The organism is Absiella sp. AM09-50 (assembly GCF_003433845.1).
GTDB lineage: Bacteria > Bacillota_I > Bacilli_A > Erysipelotrichales > Erysipelotrichaceae > Hoskinsella > Hoskinsella hominis.
Window position 1 is genome coordinate 19,799 of the sequence record NZ_QVFI01000002.1, and the last position, 19,385, is coordinate 39,183.

The 19,385-nt window shown below is 32.1% G+C and carries 40 protein-coding genes; 1 reads left to right on the forward strand and 39 read right to left on the reverse strand.

What is annotated here, in order from left to right:
- Nucleotides 1–227: 227 nt before the first annotated feature.
- From DW114_RS02415 to DW114_RS02430, 4 genes are all read right to left on the reverse strand, one after another.
- Complete coding sequence (locus DW114_RS02415) at nucleotides 228–428, reverse strand: hypothetical protein (protein ID WP_117452061.1); 201 nt, start codon at nucleotides 426–428, stop codon at nucleotides 228–230.
- 415 nt (nucleotides 429–843) lie between these two features.
- The gene (locus tag DW114_RS02420) at nucleotides 844–1,407 is read right to left on the reverse strand and encodes a DUF6618 family protein (RefSeq protein WP_117452063.1); all 564 of its coding nucleotides are present in this window, start codon (nucleotides 1,405–1,407) and stop codon (nucleotides 844–846) included.
- 115 nt (nucleotides 1,408–1,522) lie between these two features.
- Nucleotides 1,523–1,900 (reverse strand): hypothetical protein, encoded by a 378-nt coding sequence (locus DW114_RS02425; protein ID WP_117452065.1) that lies wholly within the window; start codon nucleotides 1,898–1,900, stop codon nucleotides 1,523–1,525.
- A gap of 1 nt (nucleotide 1,901) precedes the next feature.
- Nucleotides 1,902–2,240 (reverse strand): hypothetical protein, encoded by a 339-nt coding sequence (locus DW114_RS02430; RefSeq protein WP_117452067.1) that lies wholly within the window; start codon nucleotides 2,238–2,240, stop codon nucleotides 1,902–1,904.
- 254 nt (nucleotides 2,241–2,494) lie between these two features.
- Here DW114_RS02430 and DW114_RS02435 point away from each other — a divergent pair, with 254 nt between their 5' ends.
- A complete protein-coding gene (locus tag DW114_RS02435; RefSeq protein ID WP_117452069.1) occupies nucleotides 2,495–2,737 on the forward strand; it encodes a hypothetical protein in 243 nt (80 codons plus the stop codon).
- A gap of 201 nt (nucleotides 2,738–2,938) precedes the next feature.
- Here DW114_RS02435 and DW114_RS02440 read toward each other — a convergent pair whose 3' ends face one another.
- From DW114_RS02440 to DW114_RS02605, 35 genes are all read right to left on the reverse strand, one after another.
- On the reverse strand, nucleotides 2,939–3,565 hold the full coding sequence (locus DW114_RS02440) for a recombinase family protein (protein ID WP_158552166.1): 627 nt from the start codon (nucleotides 3,563–3,565) through the stop codon (nucleotides 2,939–2,941).
- 81 nt (nucleotides 3,566–3,646) lie between these two features.
- Nucleotides 3,647–4,219 (reverse strand): hypothetical protein, encoded by a 573-nt coding sequence (locus tag DW114_RS02445; protein ID WP_117452073.1) that lies wholly within the window; start codon nucleotides 4,217–4,219, stop codon nucleotides 3,647–3,649.
- A complete protein-coding gene (locus tag DW114_RS02450) occupies nucleotides 4,188–4,463 on the reverse strand; it encodes a hypothetical protein (protein ID WP_117452075.1) in 276 nt (91 codons plus the stop codon). The genes DW114_RS02445 and DW114_RS02450 overlap by 32 nt, the downstream gene beginning before the upstream one ends.
- Nucleotides 4,460–4,882, reverse strand: coding sequence for a hypothetical protein (locus tag DW114_RS02455; protein ID WP_147322607.1), 423 nt, complete (start codon nucleotides 4,880–4,882; stop codon nucleotides 4,460–4,462). The genes DW114_RS02450 and DW114_RS02455 overlap by 4 nt, the downstream gene beginning before the upstream one ends.
- Before the next feature lie 37 nt (nucleotides 4,883–4,919).
- Nucleotides 4,920–5,321: a hypothetical protein gene (locus DW114_RS02460; protein WP_117452079.1), complete on the reverse strand. Its 402-nt coding sequence runs from the start codon at nucleotides 5,319–5,321 to the stop codon at nucleotides 4,920–4,922.
- Entirely contained in the window at nucleotides 5,314–5,565 is a 252-nt protein-coding gene (locus DW114_RS02465; protein ID WP_117452081.1) for a hypothetical protein, read from the reverse strand. Before DW114_RS02465 ends, DW114_RS02460 begins: the two co-directional genes overlap by 8 nt.
- On the reverse strand, nucleotides 5,558–5,902 hold the full coding sequence (locus DW114_RS02470; protein ID WP_117452083.1) for a zinc ribbon domain-containing protein: 345 nt from the start codon (nucleotides 5,900–5,902) through the stop codon (nucleotides 5,558–5,560). The genes DW114_RS02465 and DW114_RS02470 overlap by 8 nt, the downstream gene beginning before the upstream one ends.
- A gap of 5 nt (nucleotides 5,903–5,907) precedes the next feature.
- Nucleotides 5,908–6,213, reverse strand: a complete 306-nt coding sequence (locus DW114_RS02475) for a hypothetical protein (protein WP_117452085.1) — start codon at nucleotides 6,211–6,213, stop codon at nucleotides 5,908–5,910.
- 17 nt (nucleotides 6,214–6,230) lie between these two features.
- On the reverse strand, nucleotides 6,231–6,632 hold the full coding sequence (locus DW114_RS02480) for a single-stranded DNA-binding protein (protein WP_117452086.1): 402 nt from the start codon (nucleotides 6,630–6,632) through the stop codon (nucleotides 6,231–6,233).
- Complete coding sequence (locus tag DW114_RS02485; RefSeq protein ID WP_117452088.1) at nucleotides 6,629–6,931, reverse strand: hypothetical protein; 303 nt, start codon at nucleotides 6,929–6,931, stop codon at nucleotides 6,629–6,631. Before DW114_RS02485 ends, DW114_RS02480 begins: the two co-directional genes overlap by 4 nt.
- A 3-nt stretch (nucleotides 6,932–6,934) precedes the next feature.
- Nucleotides 6,935–7,537: an adenylyltransferase/cytidyltransferase family protein gene (locus tag DW114_RS02490; protein ID WP_117452090.1), complete on the reverse strand. Its 603-nt coding sequence runs from the start codon at nucleotides 7,535–7,537 to the stop codon at nucleotides 6,935–6,937.
- Nucleotides 7,527–7,745, reverse strand: coding sequence for a hypothetical protein (locus DW114_RS02495; protein WP_117452092.1), 219 nt, complete (start codon nucleotides 7,743–7,745; stop codon nucleotides 7,527–7,529). The genes DW114_RS02490 and DW114_RS02495 overlap by 11 nt, the downstream gene beginning before the upstream one ends.
- Before the next feature lie 11 nt (nucleotides 7,746–7,756).
- The gene (locus tag DW114_RS02500; protein WP_117452094.1) at nucleotides 7,757–8,101 is read right to left on the reverse strand and encodes a hypothetical protein; all 345 of its coding nucleotides are present in this window, start codon (nucleotides 8,099–8,101) and stop codon (nucleotides 7,757–7,759) included.
- Between the two features lie 2 nt (nucleotides 8,102–8,103).
- Nucleotides 8,104–8,268, reverse strand: a complete 165-nt coding sequence (locus tag DW114_RS21220; RefSeq protein ID WP_158552165.1) for a hypothetical protein — start codon at nucleotides 8,266–8,268, stop codon at nucleotides 8,104–8,106.
- 25 nt (nucleotides 8,269–8,293) lie between these two features.
- Nucleotides 8,294–9,184, reverse strand: coding sequence for a hypothetical protein (locus tag DW114_RS21575; protein WP_117452096.1), 891 nt, complete (start codon nucleotides 9,182–9,184; stop codon nucleotides 8,294–8,296).
- Nucleotides 9,181–9,366 (reverse strand): hypothetical protein, encoded by a 186-nt coding sequence (locus DW114_RS02510; protein WP_117452098.1) that lies wholly within the window; start codon nucleotides 9,364–9,366, stop codon nucleotides 9,181–9,183. Before DW114_RS02510 ends, DW114_RS21575 begins: the two co-directional genes overlap by 4 nt.
- 116 nt (nucleotides 9,367–9,482) lie before the next feature.
- Complete coding sequence (locus tag DW114_RS02515) at nucleotides 9,483–10,025, reverse strand: replicative helicase loader/inhibitor (protein ID WP_117452100.1); 543 nt, start codon at nucleotides 10,023–10,025, stop codon at nucleotides 9,483–9,485.
- Nucleotides 10,022–10,807, reverse strand: a complete 786-nt coding sequence (locus tag DW114_RS02520) for a phage replication initiation protein (protein WP_117452102.1) — start codon at nucleotides 10,805–10,807, stop codon at nucleotides 10,022–10,024. The genes DW114_RS02515 and DW114_RS02520 overlap by 4 nt, the downstream gene beginning before the upstream one ends.
- A 3-nt stretch (nucleotides 10,808–10,810) precedes the next feature.
- Entirely contained in the window at nucleotides 10,811–11,044 is a 234-nt protein-coding gene (locus tag DW114_RS02525) for a hypothetical protein (protein WP_117452104.1), read from the reverse strand.
- Between the two features lies 1 nt (nucleotide 11,045).
- A complete protein-coding gene (locus tag DW114_RS02530; protein ID WP_117452106.1) occupies nucleotides 11,046–11,531 on the reverse strand; it encodes a hypothetical protein in 486 nt (161 codons plus the stop codon).
- Nucleotides 11,524–11,946, reverse strand: a complete 423-nt coding sequence (locus DW114_RS02535; protein WP_187426206.1) for a RusA family crossover junction endodeoxyribonuclease — start codon at nucleotides 11,944–11,946, stop codon at nucleotides 11,524–11,526. The genes DW114_RS02530 and DW114_RS02535 overlap by 8 nt, the downstream gene beginning before the upstream one ends.
- Nucleotides 11,943–12,695, reverse strand: coding sequence for a hypothetical protein (locus tag DW114_RS02540; RefSeq protein ID WP_117452108.1), 753 nt, complete (start codon nucleotides 12,693–12,695; stop codon nucleotides 11,943–11,945). The genes DW114_RS02535 and DW114_RS02540 overlap by 4 nt, the downstream gene beginning before the upstream one ends.
- Nucleotides 12,696–12,709: 14 nt before the next feature.
- Nucleotides 12,710–13,114 carry a hypothetical protein gene (locus DW114_RS02545; protein WP_117452110.1) on the reverse strand — a complete coding sequence of 135 codons (405 nt, stop codon included), beginning with the start codon at nucleotides 13,112–13,114 and terminating at the stop codon, nucleotides 12,710–12,712.
- Complete coding sequence (locus DW114_RS02550; protein ID WP_117452112.1) at nucleotides 13,101–13,592, reverse strand: hypothetical protein; 492 nt, start codon at nucleotides 13,590–13,592, stop codon at nucleotides 13,101–13,103. The genes DW114_RS02545 and DW114_RS02550 overlap by 14 nt, the downstream gene beginning before the upstream one ends.
- Nucleotides 13,593–13,601: 9 nt before the next feature.
- Entirely contained in the window at nucleotides 13,602–14,510 is a 909-nt protein-coding gene (locus tag DW114_RS02555; protein WP_117452114.1) for a recombinase RecT, read from the reverse strand.
- Nucleotides 14,497–15,060, reverse strand: a complete 564-nt coding sequence (locus tag DW114_RS02560) for a hypothetical protein (protein ID WP_117452116.1) — start codon at nucleotides 15,058–15,060, stop codon at nucleotides 14,497–14,499. Before DW114_RS02560 ends, DW114_RS02555 begins: the two co-directional genes overlap by 14 nt.
- Nucleotides 15,060–15,914: a DUF1351 domain-containing protein gene (locus tag DW114_RS02565; RefSeq protein ID WP_117452118.1), complete on the reverse strand. Its 855-nt coding sequence runs from the start codon at nucleotides 15,912–15,914 to the stop codon at nucleotides 15,060–15,062. The genes DW114_RS02560 and DW114_RS02565 overlap by 1 nt, the downstream gene beginning before the upstream one ends.
- 9 nt (nucleotides 15,915–15,923) lie before the next feature.
- Entirely contained in the window at nucleotides 15,924–16,607 is a 684-nt protein-coding gene (locus DW114_RS02570) for a YqaJ viral recombinase family protein (RefSeq protein WP_117452120.1), read from the reverse strand.
- Nucleotides 16,607–16,852: a hypothetical protein gene (locus tag DW114_RS02575; RefSeq protein WP_117452122.1), complete on the reverse strand. Its 246-nt coding sequence runs from the start codon at nucleotides 16,850–16,852 to the stop codon at nucleotides 16,607–16,609. The genes DW114_RS02570 and DW114_RS02575 overlap by 1 nt, the downstream gene beginning before the upstream one ends.
- On the reverse strand, nucleotides 16,845–17,360 hold the full coding sequence (locus tag DW114_RS02580; RefSeq protein ID WP_117452124.1) for a hypothetical protein: 516 nt from the start codon (nucleotides 17,358–17,360) through the stop codon (nucleotides 16,845–16,847). The genes DW114_RS02575 and DW114_RS02580 overlap by 8 nt, the downstream gene beginning before the upstream one ends.
- Before the next feature lie 25 nt (nucleotides 17,361–17,385).
- Nucleotides 17,386–17,550, reverse strand: a complete 165-nt coding sequence (locus DW114_RS22150; protein WP_256437705.1) for a 3D domain-containing protein — start codon at nucleotides 17,548–17,550, stop codon at nucleotides 17,386–17,388.
- Nucleotides 17,551–17,667: 117 nt separating this feature from the next.
- Nucleotides 17,668–17,916 carry a hypothetical protein gene (locus DW114_RS02590; protein WP_117452128.1) on the reverse strand — a complete coding sequence of 83 codons (249 nt, stop codon included), beginning with the start codon at nucleotides 17,914–17,916 and terminating at the stop codon, nucleotides 17,668–17,670.
- Nucleotides 17,917–17,920: 4 nt separating this feature from the next.
- Nucleotides 17,921–18,193, reverse strand: a complete 273-nt coding sequence (locus tag DW114_RS02595; protein WP_117452130.1) for a hypothetical protein — start codon at nucleotides 18,191–18,193, stop codon at nucleotides 17,921–17,923.
- Between the two features lie 51 nt (nucleotides 18,194–18,244).
- A complete protein-coding gene (locus DW114_RS02600; RefSeq protein ID WP_117452132.1) occupies nucleotides 18,245–18,535 on the reverse strand; it encodes a hypothetical protein in 291 nt (96 codons plus the stop codon).
- The gene (locus DW114_RS02605) at nucleotides 18,528–19,316 is read right to left on the reverse strand and encodes a phage antirepressor KilAC domain-containing protein (protein WP_117452134.1); all 789 of its coding nucleotides are present in this window, start codon (nucleotides 19,314–19,316) and stop codon (nucleotides 18,528–18,530) included. Before DW114_RS02605 ends, DW114_RS02600 begins: the two co-directional genes overlap by 8 nt.
- Nucleotides 19,317–19,385 lie beyond the last annotated feature (69 nt).

Genomic DNA, 19,385 nt, shown 5'->3' on the forward strand with positions numbered 1-19,385 from the left:
TGTACCATAATAACCACGTTTAATTATGTGATAATGACCTTATTATATTTATTTGTACGTACATATTGTGATGTGAACTGTTCTTACTCCATCCATTTCCTCAACTCTCAAACTCTCATCCTCTGTATATATCCAATACTAGAGTATATTATATAACACATAACATAACAATAACATTAATGATTAATATACATAGTAGTTATAATAAACATATGATATATACTACGTCATAGCCACATACCACGACCATATGCCACCATACAAGGCACCGTATTTAATGACCTAATACAAATATATACATAGATACAAACAACGCCTATAATGACCGTATGACCTATCATACCACCTACCACTATACATGCACACATAAAAGCAACTTGTATCATCATATCATACACAAATATAATGTAATCAACATATAACATCATCTCCATACCACTACTATATCATCATAGCACCTATAAACATTGCGTATAAGACCACATACCACAATCACATGTATAAACTCAAAGATATATTTAACATTGCTCATATCAATCAAAACCATGAAATACAAAAAGAATAAGAATGAATCAATATTTATAAAAACATAATAAAAGCCAGATCAATTTTAATAATCAATCTGGCTAATATCTATTTATATCCATCATCTGTGCTTTAACAATCCAGTGAACAATCCTACTATGCCACCTAATATACTGCTGATCAATCTAATTATAAACACTCGATTTATACCTCCTTTACATGGTACTATATATCCAATACTACATAGTATTTATAAATATACTATAACATCAATAACAATAATAATAAATATACTATGTAGATTTAATAAACTACGTTTTAATGCCACCCATCTAATGTCAGCGTTTGACCTGTACCGTCTTCCCATCCATCATTGATTGGGTCGGCTCCGTGCAATATATCAAATATACAGCTTGCCATATCATCCGTTACGATACAACCTAAATGTTCGTTATCATCGTTATAAAATTGAATGATTTCATAACTATCTATGATTGCATAATATTCATCAAATGAATATACTTCATATAAATAACTATCTAAATTCTGTCTGATTTCTTCTATTCTTTTCATTTTTTCATCCTCACTTAATTTCTCATTTTTCATTTCTATTTCTTTATTCATTTCATCGAACGCCGCGATCACAATTGCTATTTTATTCCCTACTTCATAATTATTCAGCGCCATGCCTATTTGCTCTTCGTTGTAATGCACATCGTCAAATCCTGCTAAATTGCCACTTACGCCATGATTAATGATTGCAAACCATCCACCATTTATGTGGGTGCCATAGATTACGAGATAATTAGAGCCTTCGTAATCGATTGATAACTCTTCTCTTGCTGTTGCTTCATAAACGTACGTTAAATCATTTTCTTTCATCTTCAATTCTCCTCTTTTCTGCCTTTTCAAAGGCTACTTCTAACATTGTTCTGGTTATTCTGTACATCACGTAAATAAATATGATGTTTTGTGTTGGGATCATGTTTTTTTACTCCTATAATTTCTTAAATTCTTCAAACTTCCAAATATGTTTTTTTGCTTGTTCTATGTTTTTATAGAGTTGAGCACCTAATTCATGCGCAAAGTCTAACCCTTTTTTTTCTAGTTTTTGAATTGTTTGCAAGTCTATGTTTCTCACATCTTCATCATTATCATTACATGTACAACAAGAGCCATATTTAATAGACGGGATATATTCCAAATAAACATTAAACCCGAATAAATAGCCTTTTTTGATATACAATAGATTTTGTTTAGGTGTTACAACAAAAAACCAGTCATATTCTCTATTATCACTTGCGTATATTTCATAACCATATTCTTTTAATTGTAGTAATTCGTGTTTCATTTGTTCATATTCCATTTTTGACATATTACTTACCACCTTTCAAATTTGGGCATAAACCCAAGCCACCATCAATTCGTGGCACACGTCTAAATGCTTGTCTATGTATACATTCCTTGTTATCACAAATTGTACAATCACATTTTACAAATTCTTCATAAGACATTTTCCATGATGTATTATTTTCAAATTCTTCTCTAGTAATACCGCCATTAAATTTAATAACTAGCTGTTCCGCTTCATCTAATGTTTTACAAAACTTCCCATTTCCGCAATAATTCCAATTTTTACCATCAACGCTAGTTAATATTTGTACGTTGTATGGATATTCACTATTTTCAGATTTAACGATTCTTGCTTTATTCATGTTCTTTTCCTCCTTGCCTCATCTTGGCATTTATTAACTGATCAGTATTTATTTACGATGTAGCAAGGTGCGTTTTATCGTCCGTGGTGGGTTGCTCGCTCCCTTGCTACACCCATATAATAACACTTTTGTTATGTTTGTCAACACTTTTATTATACATTTTTGTTATTTTTAATATTTTTAGTGTTATTTAACATAACCATTGTGTTATCATCATACAGCATGTTATAATATAAACGATTGGAGGTATATATATGATTGGAAATAAAGTGAAAGCACTTCTTGAACTAACTAATAGTAATGTACTTAAATTTTGCGAAATTCTGAACGTATTACCACCCGCAATGTACAGAAAACTAAATAAAAATACATTTAAAGCGGATGAATTAATCAAATTAGCATACCTTACCGGTACAGATCTAGCATTCATCGATAAGACCACCGGTAAACCTGTGATCACATTTGATATTTCAGATATTCCAGATAAAAAGTCTTAATAGTTCACGCACGTGCATATACGTGTGGCTTTCATCATGCCCAGTAAATCTAACACCTCTAAGATTATGTGATAGCTATAAAATCATGCAATTTATCTAAGGGGGTATGTGCGGGTTGCAAACTGTTTGCGACTTTTGGGTACAAAAAAACCGTTACAATTTTCTGTAGCGGTTTTTATTATGATGGGGTATGTGTTGGTGTTAATCTGTTTGTAACTCTCCACGATCTTGCAATCTTTTAATTACTCTATTGACTTGTGCCCTGCTGGTGTCAAGTATAAAAGCAATTTCTGATTTACTTTTGCCTTTTAAATACAAAGATTTAATATCATACTCTTTTTCTGTGTTGATTGGTTTCCCTAGCTTAATACCTTGTGCTTTTTTTGCTTGTAATGCTTCTGATGTTCTCTTACTGATTTTCACACGTTCTGTTTCTGACACATAACAAAGAGTTTCTAAAACAATTGATTTGATAAATTTCATGTTAAGGTCTACCTTACCATCGCCATCATAAATTGATTTAGCAAGTAATGGCATATCAATAACAATAACATTAATATCATTGTCACTAAACCATTTCCATTCTTCTTTTATGCCATCCCAATCCCTTCCTAAGCGATCAAGTTCTTTGATAATGACTGTATCTCCTGATTTAACAAATTCTTTCAATTCATTATAACCTTTACGATTCCAAGTCTTACCTGTTATCTTATCTTCAAACTGTTTATCCAATACCACATTATTTTCATTGCACCAATCGTTTATAGCTTTATACTGTCTATCAAATTCTTGCTTGTCTGTTGAAACTCTAACATATCCATAATACATATTTATCACTCCTTGATGTATCATTATTATCTACACCATTATGATACACCACGATACTTATTTTATCAACCATTTTAGCATTTATTTTTGATTAATCATCTTAAATCCCATGTTTTCAAGCTCACGTTGTAGTTCTTCAGGACTTTTTGTTTTACCAGCTGATTTATTGTTATCATTCTCTTCTTTCTGTGTAACAAAATTCTGACCATGATTACCTGCAATTTGACTTCTAAACTTAGTAAGTGATGCTTTGCTATATCCTAGCTGGCCTGCCGCCATTTGACTTTCAATGATAAAATCATCTACCATTTGCATCACCGCTTTAATGTCCTCTGGAGAATCATTTAACATCTGTTTGTATACTTGTGCAGTCCAACCCATGAACATACAGAAATTTTCAATGGATGGGATAAAAACAGTAATCAAATTGATTTTAGATATTACTTCTTGGTATCTTTCCAAACAAACCATAACTTCTTCTGGGTTCTCAAACAACCTAGTATGTATATCTTCATAACTGTTTCCAGTTGCTAGATACTGACAAATCGTCGGATACATAAAATCAGGCTTCTTTTTATTATTTGCTAATTGATTGATTAAATCATCAACAATAAAGCATTTATCATTTATCCAATCTGTTACTGTTTTGCCCATTTCCTAATATCCCTTCTAAAATTGATTTCATAATTGGGTTATTGTCTGCTAATTCAACTAAACTGTTAATTCTTTCCATTTGCTCTAATGCTTTTTCATTGGTTTCTATTGATGCTTTTTGCAACTCTAATTCTTTCATTGCTTTAAAATGCTGATAAGACTTAAATAAAGTCATAATTATAACTAATGACAGTGTCGCAAATATAAAACGTAAACATAAATCATAAAAATCTAAATTACTCATATTTTTACCTCCAACATCGCTTTAATTGCTTTGTTTATTAATTTGTATATGTAATTTTTGTTTTTTAAATTAAATTCTTTCATGATAAATTCTTGTGATTGTTTTTCCTGAAACACATAATAAATCACATCTTTATTTCTGTCCGAAATATGCTGTAATCTGTAATTTATATTATTTACTACATCGTAAATCAAAGCATTTCTTTCATATTCCTCTGCTTCTTTCTGATATCCTACAATCTGTAATATCAAGTTTTTTTCGTTGCTGTTACAAGGAAATGAGCATGAGCAACCATTACCTATACTTCCATAAGAAATTCCTTTTGCACCAAGCAGATTTTTTAATTTTTCTTCTTTTTCATCTTTCTTTTGCCATATTTCATCCGCCTTGTGTAAATTATGATAATACAATTCCAGCACGTTGCTCATGCATTTGATATCTTGATCATCCACCATACTATCCACACTCCCTTACAAATGCTCTCATCTTATCAGCACTAACACCTAGTGTCTTTGCTAGATCATCAGACTTGATTCCAGCATTTATACACAGGTCAATCATTTCACGAGTGATATAAACACCTTGTCGCATTTTCTTCTCTGCTTTGTATCGTGCTTCGTTGCATTCAGTTACAATCTTACTTTCTCTGTTCTTTTGACAGCGCATACCTGCTTGAAAGCACAATTTACCATATGCTTGTATCAATCTAATAATTTGATTTTTTGCAGATGTACATTTGATACTAAGCAAACGATTAACCTCTGCTAAATTACCATATGCCTTTGATAGATAATCTTTAAGCAGCCAGTCCATATCTGGTTCGCAATATTGTTCAAAGCCTTGCAGATTATCACTCATCTATCAAACACCACTCTTTCCAAGCTTCTTTAGATTTACAATCTCTTTGACAATTGTCTTCTTGTAATGGGCAAATAGGATCGTCGCAATCGGTATATGTAAGACACATAATAGCTATTCTTTCACACGCCTTATCAAGTGCTCGTTCTAGTTTTTCACTTCTATCACATTCGCTGTAGTATTCGTGTTTGTAGTAATCTAATTTAGATTGCAATTTTGCAAAATCATATTGTTCATTATTCATCTTCATCACTCCAATCTAAATATGCTTTATTGTTTGTAACTTCGATTTTTGGGAACTTAATATTTTGCCCACAATTATGACAATGTGAATCATCATTTTTAACTGGTTTTTTACAATTTGGACAATAATATCTCGTGTATCTATGTCCTTTCCAACCTTTTGGGCATAAAACAAATTTTTCTTCAAATAAATCTACTAATTCTTGTAATGTGTCAATATCTTCTTGATGTTCATAAACTATCGGTTCTTCAAAATTTTCAGCCATTTGCAACTGTGAGCTAGACCAAGCATCTGTTGGTTCTTTTAAATTATCTAATGCTTCTTGATATTTATTCATATGTGTTACTCCTTAGGTAATTCAGCACGAACACCGTCTTTGCATTCATGGATAATAAATTTTCCATCTCCTGTAAATTGAATACCTGATTTATCTTGTTGTACTATGTAAACTTCTGGTTTTTCATCCGCATGCATTGGTCTATATGTACACCAAATCATTTCATCATCTTGAATGTTGTAATTAATAAATTTATATCCATCTGGAATATTAATGTCTTTTGTTCCACCATATTGTGTTACTTTACCATTGCTTCCACATCCACACAAAAGTGTAGCTAATACACCTAATGCTAATATTTTTTTCTTCATTTTTTTAATTTCTCCTTTTAAAATGGCAAATCATCAGGATCTATTACAAGTTCATCACTTTGTTCCTGTTGGTTCCAATTTGTTTCAGTTTGTTGTGTATTTGATTTAGTATCCAAGAACTGTACACTCTCAACTAAAACTTCAGTGATAAACACTTTTTTACCGTCTTTTCCATCATAACTGCGTGTTTGGATTCTGCCTTCCACTCCAATTTGAGAGCCTTTATGCATATATCCAGCAACATTATCAGCAACTTTATTCCAAGCCACACAATTTATGAAATCAGCTGTTGGCTGACCTTCTTGTTTACTTCTACGATCACATGCAACGGTAAATGATGTTACGCTTGCACCTGATTGTGTTTTTCTTAAGACTGGATCTTTTGCAAGACGTCCAATTAATACTGCTCGATTAATCACTTATCTTCACTCTCCTCATATACAACTTCTACTACTTCCACATTTCTTTGATTGATAATCGCTGTACCTCCTCCCGGAGTTTCAATTTCTTCGTTATCCCACATTTCTTTAAATTCTTCCATTGGCATATCATGGCAGATAGTATCATGAAAAAATTTAATAACTTTTTCTTCATCTTTTTGTTTACTGCCTATTAAATGCCAATTTTCGTCATCATAATATTTTGCCAATCTTAGAATCAATCCGTCTAATGATGTCTTTGTCCCTGTTACCAATCCCCATACAATACGTGTTATCATACTTTACTCCATTGCAAAATCCGGCTTTGGATTTTGACTAACCTCGATGTAATATGGTCTAATAATATCCATGCGTTTAACAACAGCTGTAGGGCAATATTTACATACATACTCCATATTATTTTTAATTATTGCATCTCTTATCTTTGTTGCTGATAACCCATTGTAATGTTGTGATCTATCCAACAACTCAAGTGTGATATAATCTTTTACTTCACTGTCAAACCACCCATTGATAATTGCGGGATCGTCATTGTAGTAAATCGCAAAACGCTTGGACTGGATACGAGAAACAACATTGTAGTAAAAATATCTACCCCACTCAATCGTTTCATTTGTGTCATTTTCATATGACCAGTCTGGTATTTCAAACACATCCACCCTGGTAGCCGCTACCCCTACTCTTTCAATCAACGCTTCTAGTAATATCTGCTTACGAAAATCAATAGTAAACGGATTACGTAGCATATCTACCTTGTTAGCACTGCCCAAGCACACATACACCTTTTCGCACTCTTTAAGTGCCTTTTCGATTATATCCAAGTGAGCAATATGCAATGGTTGCATCCTTGCCAAAAACAGTCCAATTTTATGTTTATACTTCATTTTCGTTCTCCTCCATTTTATAAGGGCAATATCTTAATGATGTTTTTATCAATTTAAATCCAATATACCAACAAGCTTTTGTCATTCTTTTATTAGTTTTCTTTTCATATTTTTCTGCACATTCTTCTAGTTTTGGGTGTCTACATTTATACCCGCCAGCTAATCCTGTTCCACCATAATGGCAATATTTGCATTCTTTACATTTCATTAATATTATCCTCACTCATCAAACACACAGCCATATCCACGTTCTAAATCACAGTACGTTTTATGGCGTTTTTCGATTTCTTCATTTACTCTTCCATTCAACCTAGCTAATTTAAAATCAATGACTTTTTGTATATCTTCATTTTTAATTTTGTGCATCATTCTAACTTGCTCAATCATGATTAATACATCTGCCATTTCTTCCATAATTTGTGGTTCATTATTTACATTGCGATAATACTTGCAAATTTCTTTTTGTAATTCTGATATTTCCTCCAGCAACATATCATGTTGTGATCGGCTACCGTATGTATCTATTGCACTCTGCAATATTTGCTCATCCATTTTATATTCCATTTTTATTCCTCTTCTTCATCTTCGATTTCTTCTACATCTACACCAAATCCACATTCATGAATTGTTTCTCTCAACATTTCCCAAGCCATTTTTTCTGCTTCTTTTTCTGTATCTGCCTCAATTTCAATTTCTTCATTAAAATCATATTTAACTCTATATTTTTTCATGTTTTAATCTCTTTCTAATATTTTATTATTTTTTATATTCATCCCAAGATACTGATTTAAATGTTGCTTTCATATTTACCCATCTACAAAAGTCTTTAATCTCTTTACTTTTTTTGTACTGAGGATTGTTAAAATCAATGTATCCCATCGCAAATGGATTTACTCCTAAATCTTTTAAAGTTAGAACTCTTTCTAAATCTTCGTTAATAACATAAGGCTGTTTAAATCCAACCAAGCAATAGCAAGTTATTTTATACGGTTTAATATATTTAAGTAAAATATCCAAGCCATGAAGTACGATATCTTTATCTTCATAATTATCCCATGCAACATATACTTGCTTTATTTTTACAGTTGATAATGCTTTAGCCATTTCTTCTGTCATAATTCTTAAATCTAAACCTTGAGTAAAAGATATTGGTTGATTATATGACCTTAATATTTCAATGTTTTCTCTCCACTGTGGACAAGCAAATAAATTATTGTCCAATAACATTACCCATTTACCATTTGGATTTAATTCTAATGGTTTAACTTGATGTATAATTCCTTCTTTAATTGGCACAACGCAAAATGGACATTTTCTTATACACCCTCTACTCAAAAATTGTATTGAGTAATCACAATCATGGTATAAACTATAATCAAGTTCTGTTATACTTTCTATTTCAGTTGGTAGTTGCGATTTAACATCTATTCCTGTCCCCCCCCGAAATATCTTTGCACCTACAGGGTAATAATTAAAATCAGGACTAAATGTAAATATTTTGCTCTCATAAAAGATATCAGTATCGTACATATCAAACATTGGGTCATACCAATTAACATCATCTCCAAGTGATTTATGATATGATGATATCTTCATGATGGCTATATTTGGTATTTTTGAATCATTAGCAAGTAATCTTACTTTCATATTCTCACAACGATTCCTTTCTTTTTACCATTCCATTTTCCACTTTTATTTCTACATACCCTACTACGAAAACTGCCTAAAGTAATTCCAAGAAATTTAGCACATGCTTTAGAATCTCCAACTATTTGCAAATTATCATCTTTGTCATAAACTGCATAATCTGGCTTTTTATTGTTCTTCATCTTCTCACTTCCTTAATTTTACAATCTATGCCACTTTTTGTACGTTCTAAGACGAGTTTTAGCAAAACACGAGTGTATATTCATGTAATTAATTACTCGTCTTAAAACGCTTTTATTTAACCATTTGTTAATTTTTTAGAATCTGTTAATCCGCTGATTAGATTTTTTGCATTATCTGGTAATTTATCAAATTCACGTTTTTCTTTAATTCTAGTTGAATAACCTTTCTTAAACATTGACATAACAACTGTTTGTACTTCACTTACATCCATTAATGCCCAAGTTCTTAATTGATCTGGACTTCCAACACCCGCTTGTACTTCTGGCGGTAACTTAGCAAATTCTTCTTTTGCTTGATATCCGCTGTTACTCAATGCTTTATATACAATGTTCCATGCTGTATCAGCATCAATAGTGTTTGGGTTTGATAACTTACTCATTAAATCAACAATCTGTCCTACAGACGGTGCAAACTGACTGGGATTAGAACGTATGTATGATTTAACTGCTGTCATGACAAGCATAGGATCGTCATTGACAAACATATCAGACCATACAGCTAGTAAATCTTTTTTATCATCCACGCTCATCTTGTTGAATGAATGTGGATATGATGCACGAATAACTCTCAATACATCCCTTGTCTCTTCTTTTGTCAAAACGGTTCATCCTCTCTTGTCAAAAAATCATCTTTACTGCTATTTTTATTTTTCAAAGGGAATAGACCTCTCCATCCTCTTTCAACTGATTGATTAACGATATCTGTTTTTGTTTTATCATCCAAAGCAAGATTATCCAATTGTTTAAGTCCAAGTTCTAATGCATGTACTGTATAGCCTTTCATCTTCTTTCGCATTTCAACAAAATTTGTTAAGGCTTCGGTAAGTTCTGGATTATCAGAATAGCAAGCAATGAGCGAAGCGAACGTCTTTTCTTTTTTATCTTTTTCTTTTACTATACTAACCTTACCTATCCTATCCTTACCTATCCTAGGGATACCAACGGTTGCCATTTGGTTGTCATTTGGTTGACATATGGTTGCCATTTGGTTGTCATGTTCTTCAAAGCCTAATTCTAAAGGCTTTTCTTCGCTTAACTCTTTGAGCGTATATGCACTACTTTTCTTAACTTTTAACATATTTTTCTCTTCAACGTAATCTGTTTCGGTATACCTATCTTTACGTATCAAATTATGCATGAGCCAGTGTTTTATAACTACAACACCACTCTCAAAAGGGATGATAAAACTTTTTGTAATTAGCAATCTCATATCATCATCGCCACATCCGATCATGCGTTGTATCTTCTTAGGATTGTTGATAAAGCCATCATCATCAGCATTCATATTTAAGTGGAAATACAAACATTGAGTAGATTTTGGCATGTCTAAAAACGCATCGCTTTCCGTTATTTTTTTTGTAAACATTCTGCGTTCCGCCATATGCTAACCATCCATTTCTTTTCGTGCTACATTTAATAATCTGCGAGCCATTTTGATATCATCTAATACAGCAGTTTTAGTGGGTACTTTATCCCATTTAGCATAAAATTCTTCCCATGTGTGATATGTATATTTTCTGCAATTATCAAGGTCTTTTTGATATTCTTCTAGCTCTCGCCTTTTCACAATTGCATCTTCAATTAGCCATAAAGCAAATTGTAATTCATCTGCTTCCATTTTATAATTCTCCTGTAAAAGCAAATTTTAAACGTTGAATAAATGACATATCCATCAACTTTTTAATCTCACTGTGTAAATCAGCTTCCAATCTTTCTACTTCTTGTTCTTTTTTATACACTTTTAGTTTAGATTCTCTATAATCATTCTTTAGTTCATTATACTCTTCTCTATTTTTACGAAAATCTACATTTATTTCAGCAATCTGATGTAATAATTCTTTTGCGTTATTTTTCTCAAAATTCATATTTTCTTCTAATATTTTCATTTGCTTGTTGTTAGTATTTAATTTGCTTGTAAATTCATGATTTTCATTCAACAAATTATTTATTAATTCATTTTGTTCATCAAGCCAATTGACAAATTCATAACTCGAATTGAATGGGAATGATATTGATGAATCATCATCAAAAATGATTGTAAATTCATCATCTGAAATTTGCATTCTTGATTTTCCGTTTTTTGATACAAATATAGCTTCACTCATGTTTTACCTCCGTGATCGTGATTTCTGCTCTAGGAACATCACTGTAATATTTATTAACCTCTAACGATACAATTTGGCTATCATCAACATATGCAATTTTGTTTAATGCATCACATATAGCTTTTGCTACATTGTCTGCATCCGGTTTTTTTGTATGCTGTATAGCACCAATTGCCATCAACTGATGTTTCTTTTTACTTGTAGATTTTGGTATTGGGAAGAAAGCGTCAATTTTCATTGACACTTCTCCCTGTAATACTCTTAGTTCATTACAAGATTGTTGATATGATAATCTAACTAAATTTTCATAATTAACAGTATCTTGTGGTGTATATGACGTTACAAAGTTTCCTCTTTTGGCAAATTTAGGTCTGCCTTTTGCTACTGGAATGCCTAATACAGTAAATTTCATCATCCCATTATAACTACTTTCCCTGAATCAATTTGCTCACTTAACTCGCTATATAAATATTCAGAAACTCTTTTTTGAGCAACACATTGCCATTCTCCTCCATCAGCTTCAAATAAAGCTAATTTGCCTCCATCTTCAGCACGCAATAAGTACATAGTTTCTGGTTGCTCAATTTCTCTGTATGTTCTGTATCCTACTAGTTTTACAATCGGTGGAATACTAATTTCTTTTTTCAAAGATACTCCTGTTGTGGCTGTAACTGTATTTGAAATACCATTATCTACTGTTTCTACTTTTGCTTCTGTAGAAATATATTTAATTGTATCTAATAACATTTTTTTATTTTCAGTATCTGCAAAACATGTTTGTAATTGAATAATAAAATTATGAATATCAATAAACCTTCCAAAATTAATATCTGGTTTAATTGGCTCTACAGTAGCTATTGTTACTCTTGATGAATCATCAGCTAATGATGTATGTACTAACATAGTTGTATAAGATGCTTCGATCACTAGCGGTAGAGTTAAATTACAATTATTATTTTCTACTGTAGTTTTAACAAAGTCCACCAAACTTTTAAGAGAATGAAGCTTCATAATTTCTGGCTTGTTTTTTTCTACTTCATACCATCTTTTATTAACAAATGTTTTGCCTAACACATTTTCAACATGAAATGGTTCATTTTCTGCTTTTACTAATTCACTAATCTTTTCTACAAACTCAACTGTTGCATTTTCATTTCTTTCCATTTTATTTTTCTCCTTTATTTATCATTTAATTTAGCTAATACTCTGTCTGCATCCATACCATATAAGACTACTTCTGGTTCAGTAATATCTCCCATGATATTGATTTGTCCATCAGCTTCGCCTGTGATTTCTTGTAAAACATCTACTTTTTCTCCAGTGTCTTGTAAAATCATTTGTGTAATTGACATTGTTTTACCAATAGGCACAATTTTACCTAACTTAGAAGATACAAATGGTATGATGTCTACCTTTTTTTGCGCTCTATTAGGTACATATTTGATTTTTACAATTAACTCACGAGGTTTATCATCAGTTGATGGATCATTGATATTTGCCATGATTTTGTTATGCTCATATTCAGCTTTTTCAAATATCTCTCCATCGTTCATTTCAAGTATATTTTTTTTAACCTTTCTCATTTTCTTCCTCCGTTCTAAAATAATATTTTTTCAGTCTTTCTTCGCCGATTTCATTAATGGCTTTTTGTGCTAATTTCTTGGTATCGAAGAAAATACTAGCATAATTATCATTTTCCCAAAGAGTTATATTAATCTTATCTTCTGATGCGCCTCTGTATATACAATAATTGTGACGATAGTGTTTAAATGTTCTTCTACCATATTTCAGCATAATAGTTTCAATTTTTCTGCGTTCACGTTCAAATTTAGCTTCTTGCTTAGTGAGAAAAATATTACCTATTTTTCTTGTTTCCATTTCACATAGAATACCACACCAATTGGTTTCAATAATATGCCCATTTGTATCAATATACCAATACACATCTTCATTTTCCAAATCCCATCCCGTTTTAGGTTTTGGTTCTTGTAAAACTTTCTTCAATTCATCTTCTTTTACCTCGTATTCTCCGTACTTGTCCATAGCTTCTTTAAGTTTCATATTTTCCTCCTACAGTAAATCCTGTTGTGGTTCTTGATCATCAACCTTTTGCTCATGCGTTTCTGTTACTTCAATGTCATCAACAACGTTTGCATAATTAACTGCTGTATCTTCCTCAACATAAGAAACGTCACCGTTTTTATCTTTATATGCCATGTCATTTGCCAATGCAGTTTCCAATTCAACAGATTCGATAGACATAGGTGCCCACTTGGAAATCAATTGTCTAAGCATTGTTTTAAAAGCCATTCCGTCAAAGTCTTTGTACCAGAAAGAAGAGTATTTCCACATATCAGATTGAGGTATTTTACCTGCTTTCAATGCTTCGTATTTGTCCTTACTAAACGCCATAGAATACTTGTCAGCATGCAACAACATCTTTTTGTAAGTCCAATAAATTGTTTTACGATAACCATTGATTGTTTCAAACATTGCACAGTATCCAATAGTTGGTGTTTCTTCACGTATATCTTCATCATCAATAAAATCTAATTCAATTGTTTCTGATAATCTGTCATAGTGTTTTAATTCACCTTCTTTAACATCAATTACATTAATTGTCTTGTATTGACCTGAACGAATAGCAAGCTGAATATATCCTTTGTATCCAAGTTCAAAAGTTGCTACTTTGCCTTTCTTTTTATCGTTGAAAGGAACCATGTAATAATGTCCTAATTGTGGACTTGGAGATAAACGTAAAGTTTCTCCCAATAGAGCGGCATTAATAATAGAGAAACTATCACATTCCTGTAATGCTGGATTAGTAGCTACAGCACTTGAAATAGCTGTAATAAACTTTTGTGCTTTTCTCTGATCGCCAAGTGTGTTGTTGATTAACTTCTGAATTGCATCAGACTGTAATACAACACTAAATTTTTGTTTTGTTGGTTGTTTAGATAAACTGTTATTTACTGCCATCTTTCTTTTCCTCCAATTTCTTTTCTTCACTTTCGATGTATTTCTTAAGGTTTTCTTTAAATTTTGCAATCATGTTTGTTTCTGCTAATGATTTTTTATCTTCGTGATAATATCTCTCATCGTTAAGTAAGTGCATAGAACAATCTTCTTCACTAATACAAACAACATATTCTCGTCCAGCATAGGTTAATAATATTTGATAGTTTTCTTCACGTAATTTATTTTCATTGCTCCATGAATTACGTTTTGTTTGCATTAATTCTTTTAACTTTGAACTATCGTTTAATAATGTTCTAGCTTCATCGAGTGTGAAATCATCATCAAAATACAACTTTAATAATTCTTCCATGTTGTAATACTCGCTAACTATATAGGAATAAAAAATGCCACTACTTCTATCGATGTTGACAGTAGTTGAACTTTCCTTTTCACCAACAACTCGATTAAGTTCTTCTTTTTGATTTTCAATAATCAGTTCATATTCCTTAATCTTTTCTTTTGCAAAATGTAATTCACTCAAAACATAATCTTCGCAATTATTAATTTCCATTATAGATCCTCTCTTTCAATGACTTTCACTGCCACTTTGTGTTTTTTAACAAGCACATTCATTTCATCATAAAATGGTCTTGTTGCTGTAAACTCCGCAACTACTCTCTGTTTTTTATCTACATTCATTAGATTTGGTTCACTGTTAGGTATTTGTGGCGTTTCTGGTGCTTGTTTTGGTTCTTCATGAGTTTCTGCTTGTTGTGATGCAATTTTATGTCTAATGGCTCTTAGATCGTCTGCTTTAGATTTAGCGATAGCAACATCCAATGTGTCAATATATACCTGTTTTACTTGTTCTAGGTCAGCTGGATCATCAGGCAAATATGCACCCATTAATTTCCATTCCTGTACAATCTTATCTATTCTAATTTGTAAATCTTCTAAGATTTTTTTAACTGTCCATTTCTTAGCATCATACGTCTTTCTGCTATACAGTTTTTCAAACGGAATTTGCAAAGGCATTGACTGTGCGACAATGTTATAAGATTCTCTTACTTCATCCATTTTTTCTACTTGTGCTTTATCATCAATATCTTTCACACCGTTGTCTAGATTATCAGCCATTTGTGTAATCATCTTTTCCATATCCATAATGGTTGCTTTAAATGTTTTCCAATCTTGCAAATCAGTGTTTTCAAACTTGTCTCTAGCATTTTTTAAAACCTTACACAGATTATTTAATTTAGCTCTATCTGCCTTAGCAGTATCATAGTTTTCAGCTGTAACGATGTAGTTATAAGGCTTTAATTTAGATGGCAACATGTCTTTAAGTGCTTGTGCATTACATACAATTCCATTTTCAGACATGCGTAAGGTTAGTTCAAATTTTTGTTCTTCTTTATGTTCTTCCATGTTTTCCTCCTATATTTCTGGTAACAATGTAGGCGGCTCGTTATTACCAATGTAATATTTTTCCCATTGTTCTTTTTCATTTGTGAGAAGCCAGTTTAGATCATCTAATATTTCTTCTCTTGTTATTTTGTAATGTCTTGTGTCTAACTTCACAGTACCATCTTGCCATTCGGTTTTAAGTTGTGCTTTTAATATGACAAAATCAAACCCAGTTACATTCAATCCATGAAGCACTTGACAGTAATAATTATCTGGGATACGGTCTTTCCATTTTTCCCTTTGCATTGACTGCAAGATATTTGTTGTCTTGATTTCTAAAATGCCTCGTTGTCCTGTTTCTTTGTCATAAAGCAAACCATCAGGACTGTATAACATCCATGGATATTCAATGGACTGTAACGTGACATTATCAACATATTGCACTTCATACTGTGGGTAGTCTAAAGCAAATAATTCTCTTAAATATTGCTCTGCGATAGTTCCGTATTTTACATAAGGCTTATCAGATATATCTTCAGGTATTAAAATGCCTTTCTTTTCTTTCCAAAGGGTGGAATTTGTTTTCCAAGGGTTCATGCCAACTAATGTACTTGCATCACTACCCCCTACCCCCTTGATTCTCATTGACTTCCATTCGTCACGGTCTTTGTACTTATGACAGATGTATTTATCAGTGTTTTCATATAAATTCATTAGAATATTTCCTCTATACTTTGCTTATCTCTAAGATATTCGGTGTATTCCGAATATTCCAATGCATTATCACTGATAAAATCTAACATACATCGCTCATGTACCAATTCTCCGTCATGTCTTTTGTATACCATGTCATTTGATTTAAATTGCATTCCACAGATTGCACATCTATCTACATCCTGTAGCATTTCTGCTTGTTTTTCTTGTTGGAAATCAAGGTTATCTAAAACTTCGTTATTCATCAATTAACTCCACAAAATCTGCGATTGCATGGTCATGCAATTCTTCAAAATTTTCAAAAACACGTGGCTGCATGATTAGTTTACCTTTGTGATAGATAAATCCATTCACTACATCATAAACCTTGCCTTTTTCAAACACTTTCGATGCTTTTGGATTTGTGCAAACGATTTTAGCATTGTAATTGGAACTAAATACATCAATAAACTCAACAACCTTTAGTGAATCTTCATTATCTAAGTTATCAATATTAGCAAATTGCACAAACTCTTCATAACCTAATAAATAAAAAACTACGAATTTAAATGGATCATTACCAACTCTATTAAATATTAAAACAGTCTTTTCTTTGCAATGCTTAAATTTAATACCGATATCAAGTTCCTTAAATTCAGTTGCAATTTCTCTTTCATTACATAATTTTTTGAACATATCAAATTGTTCCTGTGTTGGTGTGTGTACAAACACTTCCTGATTCATGAACTTCTTCCAAAACACTTCTATTTCCATTCTGTTTTCCTCCTGTTGTACCTTTCTACTTCATTAATACAAATACTTCTGTGTTATATGTGACATCTTTAGGCGTGGTGGTGTAGATGTCTATAACGTTTCCTTTCACTGCTCCACCGCAATCCTCTGCGGTATAAATGTGGTTATTTATCATCACTCGTGTGCCATAGGGTATGATATTGGTATCCACAGCAATTGTATGTCCTGCAATCGCCTTATGCTTCCCGTCACATGGACTTGCAATAGTGTCATTGTATTCATCTTCGCCGATCCAGTAATACGTGATTTTAAAATCCCCACAAGATATTCATTTTGGCAGTTTTGAGACTTCATTTTTTAACTTTGACACTTGTTCTGATAATAGAGCAATATCTTTTCTAGCACTGCTTAATTCTGTCTGTGTTGCGTGTAATTCTTGCGTATTACTTTGCACGATATCGCCTTGCCATTTGTTTGTGATAAGTAGCATGGCGCATGTAAGCATTAAACTGGCGGCTAAAGTGCAAGCTATGATAAGTGGTAATTTTAAATCTGGTTCTTTCGTGTAGCTGTTCATTTAATCACTCCTTTTTCATATCTTTATCTAACGCCATATCTATCATGTCGTTGGATATTTTTTTTAAATTGTCTCTGATTGCATTCATAGTTTCTTCGTTACAATTACATCCATATTTAGCAGTTAATAAAATACGGTTAATTAGGCATGGTAATTCTACGTTAATTAATTCTGATATTTTATGGCAACTATCGTGCATTTGAGCATTAACATTAACAGCTTTTTTCACAGCATCATAAATATAGTCATATATGATTATTTTTTCATCATCAGGCATCTTGCAAAACTCCTTTCCTTGGTTTACAATTTGTTTGACTTCTTTTCAAAGTCACTTTGTCGCTTCGCCTTGGTCGGATGGGAGCGACATTTTTATTTGTCTTTCGATTTTGGCCATTCGGTGTATTTCAGATTCTTGAATTTTCAGAATATCAAGTAGATATTTGTAATAAATTTTTCCATCAACATTTATTTTTCCGTCTACTTCGCACATCTTCCAAGCCTTATCAAACATAATCTTTGCTTTTTTCCATCCACATCTCATAAAATTTCTGATGTCTGTTTGGCTAAGATAAATTTTCATAATGATTTGCTCACGTTCGATATTCAAATATTTATCCATTTTCGTCACGCTCAATCATTGGTAAAATATCGTGCGCCTTTAATAACTCATATAAGAACAATCTGCCTTTTTGTGTCCACTTGGTATGCATCCTTGTATCTGGCCTACCGTCTGTGTGATTAAACTCGATAGTTTCTGACTGCGTATATCCTTTAGATTGATATTTGTGATATAAAAGCCAAATACCGCCTTGCTTGTACTGGACACCAAGTTCATGAAGCTTTTTGTTCATTGTTACTGCGCTCATCCCGTAATCTTTTGCAATTGCGTTGATAGTACAAAGACTTTTACTTTTTAAAATCAAATCACAATAATCAGCTTTAGGTTGTAATTCTCCGATTTGTTGGTCTTTGATTTTGTTTTCTAACTGTAGTTTTGCGGTCAATTCAACTTCATCTGCTAGTTTTCTAAGTGCTTCTGGCAATGATTTTGGTATATCGAACATTTCTTTGACCTTGAAATATGTATCTTCTAAGTTATCAAATTGTTCCCACGCTTTATCGGTGTCCAAGATTTTACAATGACGATCAGCACCTTTTTCAGTCCAAAGAATAAGTTGATTTGCATTCTTTCCAACAAGGTAAATATCATTTACTCTGTTCTTAAATGCTTTCAAGTTATCTCCTTTTAATAGATAATAATGTTTACCTTCAATAAATCTATCTTTGTGATTTTTGAAATTCATTTTGATATTGTCAACTGATGTTTCATAAACCTCAGCTAACTGTTGTGTTGTCAATACTCTTTGATTTGAGTATTCGATAATCTGTAGTTCGTTCATGTTTTCTCCTTTCTGTTGTGTTTGACCTCTCTTATCTAAATTGGTAAAATTTAGTATTAGAAAGGGGGT